At 72.8% G+C, this 6,003-nt stretch carries 5 protein-coding genes; 4 read left to right on the top strand and 1 reads right to left on the bottom strand.

The window, feature by feature from the left end:
- Nucleotides 1–188: 188 nt before the first annotated feature.
- Nucleotides 189–1,250 (bottom strand): bile acid:sodium symporter family protein, encoded by a 1,062-nt coding sequence (locus tag ABZ951_RS33315; protein ID WP_344096109.1) that lies wholly within the window; start codon nucleotides 1,248–1,250, stop codon nucleotides 189–191.
- A gap of 86 nt (nucleotides 1,251–1,336) precedes the next feature.
- Here ABZ951_RS33315 and ABZ951_RS33320 point away from each other — a divergent pair, with 86 nt between their 5' ends.
- The 4 genes from ABZ951_RS33320 (at nucleotide 1,337) to ABZ951_RS33335 (ending at nucleotide 5,914) form a co-directional block, all read left to right on the top strand.
- A complete protein-coding gene (locus ABZ951_RS33320; RefSeq protein ID WP_344096107.1) occupies nucleotides 1,337–2,227 on the top strand; it encodes a LysR substrate-binding domain-containing protein in 891 nt (296 codons plus the stop codon).
- Between the two features lie 107 nt (nucleotides 2,228–2,334).
- Nucleotides 2,335–2,907, top strand: coding sequence for an NAD(P)H-dependent oxidoreductase (locus ABZ951_RS33325; protein ID WP_344096105.1), 573 nt, complete (start codon nucleotides 2,335–2,337; stop codon nucleotides 2,905–2,907).
- Between the two features lie 228 nt (nucleotides 2,908–3,135).
- Nucleotides 3,136–4,965, top strand: a complete 1,830-nt coding sequence (locus ABZ951_RS33330) for an AMP-dependent synthetase/ligase (protein ID WP_344096103.1) — start codon at nucleotides 3,136–3,138, stop codon at nucleotides 4,963–4,965.
- A 106-nt stretch (nucleotides 4,966–5,071) separates the two neighbouring features.
- Nucleotides 5,072–5,914, top strand: a complete 843-nt coding sequence (locus tag ABZ951_RS33335) for an aldo/keto reductase (protein ID WP_344096100.1) — start codon at nucleotides 5,072–5,074, stop codon at nucleotides 5,912–5,914.
- Nucleotides 5,915–6,003 lie beyond the last annotated feature (89 nt).

The following is a 6,003-nucleotide window of genomic DNA, read 5'->3' on the forward strand; positions in this document are numbered from 1 at the left end:
CGGGTGGGGGTTTCAGGGCGTAAAGCGAAGCAGCCCTGAAACCCCCACCCGCGCAGGCCCGACACCGCACCTGAACAGCCCCGCGCAGCGGACAACGCCCCCGCAGGGGCAACAGCGAGAAACCCGGGAAACAACGGCCAGCCAAGCCCCCCTAAGCCCCCCCGCAGGGGAAACGGCGCCGCACCCGGCTACGCCCCGCGCAGCGGGAACCGCTCGGACAGCCCGCGCCTGCGAGCCACCCCCTCAACGCGTCCGACCGCCTCCGGCGCCCGGCGCCCGTACCGTTTGGCCAGCACCGCCCCCACCACCAGCTGCATCTGGTGAAAGAGCATCAGCGGCAGCACCGCCAGGCTCGCATGGGCACCGAAGAGGGCCCCGGCCATCGGCAGCCCGGCGGCGAGGCTCTTCTTCGATCCGCAGAAGACGATCGCGATCCGGTCCTCGCGGCCGAAGCCCAGCCACCGCGCGCCGCGGGAGGTGAGCGTGAGCATCGTCGCCAGCAGCACGGCCTCCACCCCGACGAGGGCCAGCAGCCGTACGGGGGTGACCTGGTGCCAGACGCCCCGGACCACGCCGGCGCTGAAGGCCGCGTAGACGACGAGGAGGATCGAGCCCCGGTCGACGCGTCCGAGCACCCGGCGGTGGCGGGTGAGGAAGCCGCCGACGCGGCGGCGCAGCAGCTGCCCGGCGAGGAACGGCAGCAGCAGCTGGGCCACGACCGACAGCAGGGAGCGCGGGGAGAACCCGCCCGTGGTGTGGCCGAGGAGCAATGCCACAAGGAGGGGAGTGAGGAGGAGGCCCAGGACGCTGGAGAGGGAGCCGGCGCAGACCGCGGCGGCGACGTTGCCGCGGGCGAGTGAGGTGAAGGCGATCGAGGACTGGATGGTGGAGGGGACCAGGCACAGGAAGAGCAGCCCGGCGTGCAGTTCGGGCGTCAGGACGTGGGGGACGAGGGCCCGGGCGGCGAGGCCCCACAGCGGGAAGAGGACGAACGTGGCCGCGAGGACCGTCAGGTGCAGCCGCCAGTTGCGCAGTCCGTCCACCGTCTCGCGGGTGGAGAGCCGGGCGCCGTAGAGGAGGAACAGCAGCGCCACCGCCGCTTTGGAGGCGACGCTCACGGCGGTCGCGGCCTGGCCGCGGGCGGGGAGCAGGGCGGCGAGGAGGACCGTGCCCAGCAGGGCGGCTATGTAGGGGTCCAGGGGCACGCGGGCGAAGAGGGCGGGCGGGGAGGGGAGGCCGGGGCGACGCATGAGGTCCAGGGTGCAGCCGGCCCGGCCCATCGGGAACCCCGTTCACCGCTCTCACTGTTATCACGCGAAGCGATAACCTCGGGGTCATGTTCGAACCGGTGCAGTTGCGGACGTTCCTGGCCGTCGCCCAGACGCTGAGCTTCACGCAGGCCGCGGGCCGCCTGGGGTTGCGGCAGTCGACCGTGAGCCAGCAGGTCCGCAGGCTGGAGGCAGCGGCCGGGCGGCAGCTCTTCGTCCGGGACACGCACAGCGTGCGGCTGACGGAGGACGGTGAGGCGATGCTCGGTTTCGCCCGCACGATCCTGGAGGCGAACGAGCGGGCGGCGCACTGGTTCACGGGCACCCGGCTGCGGGGGCGGCTGCGGTTCGGCGCGTCGGAGGACTTCGTCCTGACCCGGCTGCCGGAGATTCTGGAGGGTTTCCGCCATGAGCACCCGGAGGTCGATCTGGAGCTGACGGTGGATCTCTCCGAGACGCTGCAGGAGCGGCTCGCGGCCGGGCGGCTGGATCTGGTGCTGGCCAAGCGTCACCCTCGGGAGCCGCACGGGCGGCTGGTGTGGCGGGACCGGCTGGTGTGGATCGGCAGCGAGCGGCTGCGGCCGGACCCGCGCCGGCCGCTGCCGCTGGTGCTCTTCCCGCCGCCCGCGGTGACCCGGGCGCGCGCCCTGGAGGTGCTGGAACGGGAGGGCCGCGCCTGGCGGGTGGCCTGTACCAGCGGGAGTCTGAACGGGCTGATCGCGGCGGCCCGCGCCGGGCTGGGCGTGATGGCCCACACGCGGGGCATGATCCCGCCGGGCCTGGTGCGGATCCCGGCCAGGGCGGGGCTGCCGGAGCTGGGCGGGGTCGATGTGATGCTGCTGTACGGCGCGTCGCCCGGGAGTGCCGCCCGCGGCCCGGCGGAGGCGCTGGCGAAGGCGGTCCTGGCCGCGGGCGACCGGCTGCACGACGCGTTCCCCTCCGGCCACGACCATGGCTGAAAAGGTACTTCTTCGGAGGCGTTTACCTTTCTCGGAATGCCTTCTGACGGGGCGTTGTTGGAGCGGGTTGCCGGATGATCATCCGGCTGACACCAAGGAGACCGCTCATGACGCAAGCCGGCCAGGGCCGTTCGTTCCTCTTCGTACTGGGCAGCGCACGGGAGGGCGGCAACACCGAGACGCTCGCCCGTGAGGCCGCCGCCCAGCTGCCCTCGGGGGTGGAGCAGAACTGGCTGCGGCTCAGCGAGTTGCCGCTGCCCGCGTTCGAGGACCTGCGGCACGCCGACGGCCGGCCGCGGCCGGAACCGCAGGGCAACGAGCGGACGTTGCTGGACGCCACGCTCGCCGCCACCGACCTGGTGATCGCCTCGCCGCTGTACTGGTACAACCTGTCGGCGACCACCAAGCTCTACCTGGACTACTGGGCCGGCTGGCTCGACCTGCCGGAGGCGCGGTTCCGGGACCGCATGCGCGGCCGGACGCTGTGGACCATCACCACGACCAGCTACGGCGACGACGTGCCGGCCCGGCCGATGCTGAGCACGCTGCGCTTCACGGCCGACTTCCTCGGCATGCACTGGGGCGGCAGCCTGGTGGGCCACGGCATCCGCCCCGGTGACATACAGGGCAGCCCCGCCCTGACCGCCGCCAAGTCCTTCTTCGGCACGGCGTCCGCGTAAGGTCCCCGGCCCGCAAGGGTTTTTGAGGGCCCCGGCCCGCACGGGCCGTGAAGGGCTGTGAAGAGGGGCGAACGCCCGTGGCGGGTCCGTGCCCGTGGCGGGCGGGTTCCGTGGGGATCCTGTCGGGGACATGGCATCGGGCGGCCGGGGAGGGGTTCGGGAAGGTTCGCTACCGGGTACGGTCACCGCGCTGTGCGGAGCCCGTCGGGAAGTAGCAGGAGCTGGTAGGTGCGCGAGTTCACCGTCCCCTCGCTGGTGACGGCGCCCCAGGTCGGAGGACTGGCGGACGTCGTATTCGAGCATGCCGCCGAGCAGCCCGAGCGGATCGCGCTCGGCCGCAAGGGGGCCGACGGCCGCTGGCGGGACGTGACCGCGGCGGCCTTCCGGGACGAGGTGCTGGCGCTGGCGAAGGGGCTGCTCGCCCAGGGCGTCCGCTTCGGCGACCGGGTCGCGATCATGTCCCGGACGCGCTACGAGTGGACGCTGTTCGACTTCGCGCTGTGGACGATCGGCGCCCAGCCGGTGCCGGTCTACCCGACGTCCTCCCCCGAGCAGGTCTTCTGGATCCTGCTCGACGCGGACGTCACGGCCTGCGTGGTCGAGCACGAGGACCACGCGATGACCATCGGGTCCGTCATCGACCGGCTGCCACGGCTGGCCCGGCTGTGGCAGCTGGACGCGGGGGCGGTCCGGACACTGGGCGCCGCGGGTGAGGCCGTCGCCGACGAGGTGGTGCACCGGCACCGGATGGCGCTCACCCCCGCCTCGCCCGCCTCGGTGATCTACACCTCCGGCACCACGGGCCGCCCCAAGGGCTGTGTGCTCACGCACGCCAATTTCATGGCCGAGGCCGACAACGTCCTCGCCCGCTACGAGGGGGTCTTCCGCTCCCGGCCGGGCGACGAGCCGGCCACCCTGCTGTTCCTGCCGCTGGCGCACGTCTTCGGGCGGATGGTGCAGGTCGCGGCGGTCCGCGGCCGGGTCAAGCTGGGGCACCAGCCGCAGCTGACGGCCGCCGCGCTGCTGCCGGACCTGCGGGCGTTCCGGCCGACCTTCGTCCTGGCGGTGCCGTACGTCTTCGAGAAGATCTTCGACACGGCCCGGCGCGCGGCGGAGAGCGAGGGCCGGGGCGGGCCCTTCGAGAAGGCCGTCGAGGTCGCGGTGCGCTACGCGGAGGCGGTGGAGGAGCGGGCCTTCGGCACCGGCCCCGGGCCCGGTGCCGCGCTGCGCGTGCGGCACCAGGTCTTCGACCGGCTCGTCTACGCGCGGCTGCGGGAGGCCCTGGGCGGCCGGGTGCGGCACGCGATGTCGGGGGGCTCGGCGATGGACCGGCGGCTGGGGCTCTTCCTCGCCGGCGCGGGCGTCACCGTCTTCGAGGGGTACGGGCTGACGGAGACCACCGGCGCCGCGACCGCCAACCCTCCCGAGCGGACCCGCTTCGGCACCGTCGGGCAGCCCGTGCCCGGCACGACCGTGTACATCGCCGACGACGGCGAGGTCTGGCTGCACGGCGGGCAGGTCTTCGCCGGGTACCTGGGCGACCCCCGCGCGACGGCCGCGGCCCTGCGGAACGGCTGGCTGGCCACCGGGGACCTGGGCGGCCTGGACGCGGACGGCTACCTGACCATCACCGGGCGGAAGAAGGAGATCCTGGTGACGTCCGGCGGCAAGAGCGTGTCGCCGCTGCCCCTGGAGGAGCGGGTGCGGGCCCACCCGCTGGTGTCCCACTGTGTCGTCGTCGGCAACGACCGCCCCTACATCGCCGCGCTGGTCACCGTGGACATGGAGGCGGTCGCCCACTGGCTGAGGATGCGGGGCAGGCCGCTGCCCGATCCCGCGGTGCTGGTGCGCGACCCGGAGCTGGAGGCCGAGGTCCGGCGGGCGGTGGTGGCCGCGAACACCTCCGTCTCGCAGGCGGAGTCCATCCGCGCGTTCCGGATACTGGGCGGCCAGTTCACCGAGGAGCACGGCTTGCTGACCCCGTCGCTGAAGCTGCGGCGCAAGGCCGTCGAGAAGGCGTACGCACGTGAGGTGGAAGCGCTCTACCGGGGCGGATGAGGCTCACGTGTAGAAAATGGGTGCACAGGGAATGGATCGAGGCAGAAGCCTGTTGTCCCAGGTCGTAGGCCCGTATGACATCCCCGAACCTAAGGATCGAGTGCTCGTGAGCAAGGTCCCCTCCATCATCCTCGGCAACGGCGTCCGGATGCCCCAGCTGGGCTTCGGCGTCTGGCAGGTGCCCGACGCCGAGGCGGCCGCCGCCGTCACCACGGCCCTGGAGGCCGGCTACCGCAGCATCGACACCGCGGCCGTGTACGCGAACGAAGAGGGCACGGGGAAGGCCCTCGCCGCCTCGGGCATCGCCCGTGACGAGCTGTTCGTGACGACCAAGCTGTGGAACAAGGTCTCCGAGACCTGGACGCGCGACAGCGTCCTGCGGGAGTTCGACGCCTCCCTGTCCAAGCTCGGCCTCGACTACGTGGACCTCTACCTCATCCACTGGCCCGCGGCCGGCAGCGACGACTACCTGACGATCCTGCGCACCTTCGCGGAGCTCGCGGAGAGCGGCCGCGCCAAGGCCGTCGGCGTCTCGAACTTCCACCCCGCCCATTTGCAGCGGGTGCTGACCGAGACCCCCGTCGTCCCGGCCGTCAACCAGATCGAGCTGCACCCGAACCTGGCGCAGGGCGAGCTGCGCGCCTTCCACGAGCGGCACAACATCGCCACCGAGGCGTGGTCGCCGCTGGGCCAGGGCAAGGGGCTGCTGACCGACCCGACGATCACCGCGGTCGCCGGGAAGCACGGCCGGACCCCGGCGCAGGTGGTGCTGCGCTGGCACCTCCAGCTCGGCAACGTGGTCATCCCCAAGTCCGTCACCCCGGACCGGATCCGCGAGAACATCGACGTGTTCGACTTCGAGCTGGACGCCGAGGACCTCCGGGCGATCGCCGCGCTCGACAACGGCACCCGGCTGGGCCCGGACCCGGAGACGTTCGAGCCCTCCTGACCCGTCCCGGCGAAGGGCCGCACCTCCTCGGCGGCCGTGTCCTGGTGGTAGGCGACGGCGCCGGGCATGCGGCGCGTAACTCCTGCCGG

The sequence above is a fragment of the Streptomyces sp. NPDC046215 genome (genome assembly GCF_040646215.1).
Classification (GTDB): Bacteria; Actinomycetota; Actinomycetes; order Streptomycetales; family Streptomycetaceae; genus Streptomyces; species Streptomyces stramineus.

What these genes read in the sequence shown, in the direction of transcription:
- ABZ951_RS33325 (WP_344096105.1), top strand. Translation starts at nt 2,335, where the DNA reads ATGACGCAAGCCGGCCAGGGCCGTTCGTTCCTCTTCGTACTGGGCAGC.
- ABZ951_RS33320 (WP_344096107.1), top strand. Translation starts at nt 1,337, where the DNA reads ATGTTCGAACCGGTGCAGTTGCGGACGTTCCTGGCCGTCGCCCAGACG.
- ABZ951_RS33315 (WP_344096109.1), bottom strand. Translation starts at nt 1,250, where the DNA reads ATGCGTCGCCCCGGCCTCCCCTCCCCGCCCGCCCTCTTCGCCCGCGTG.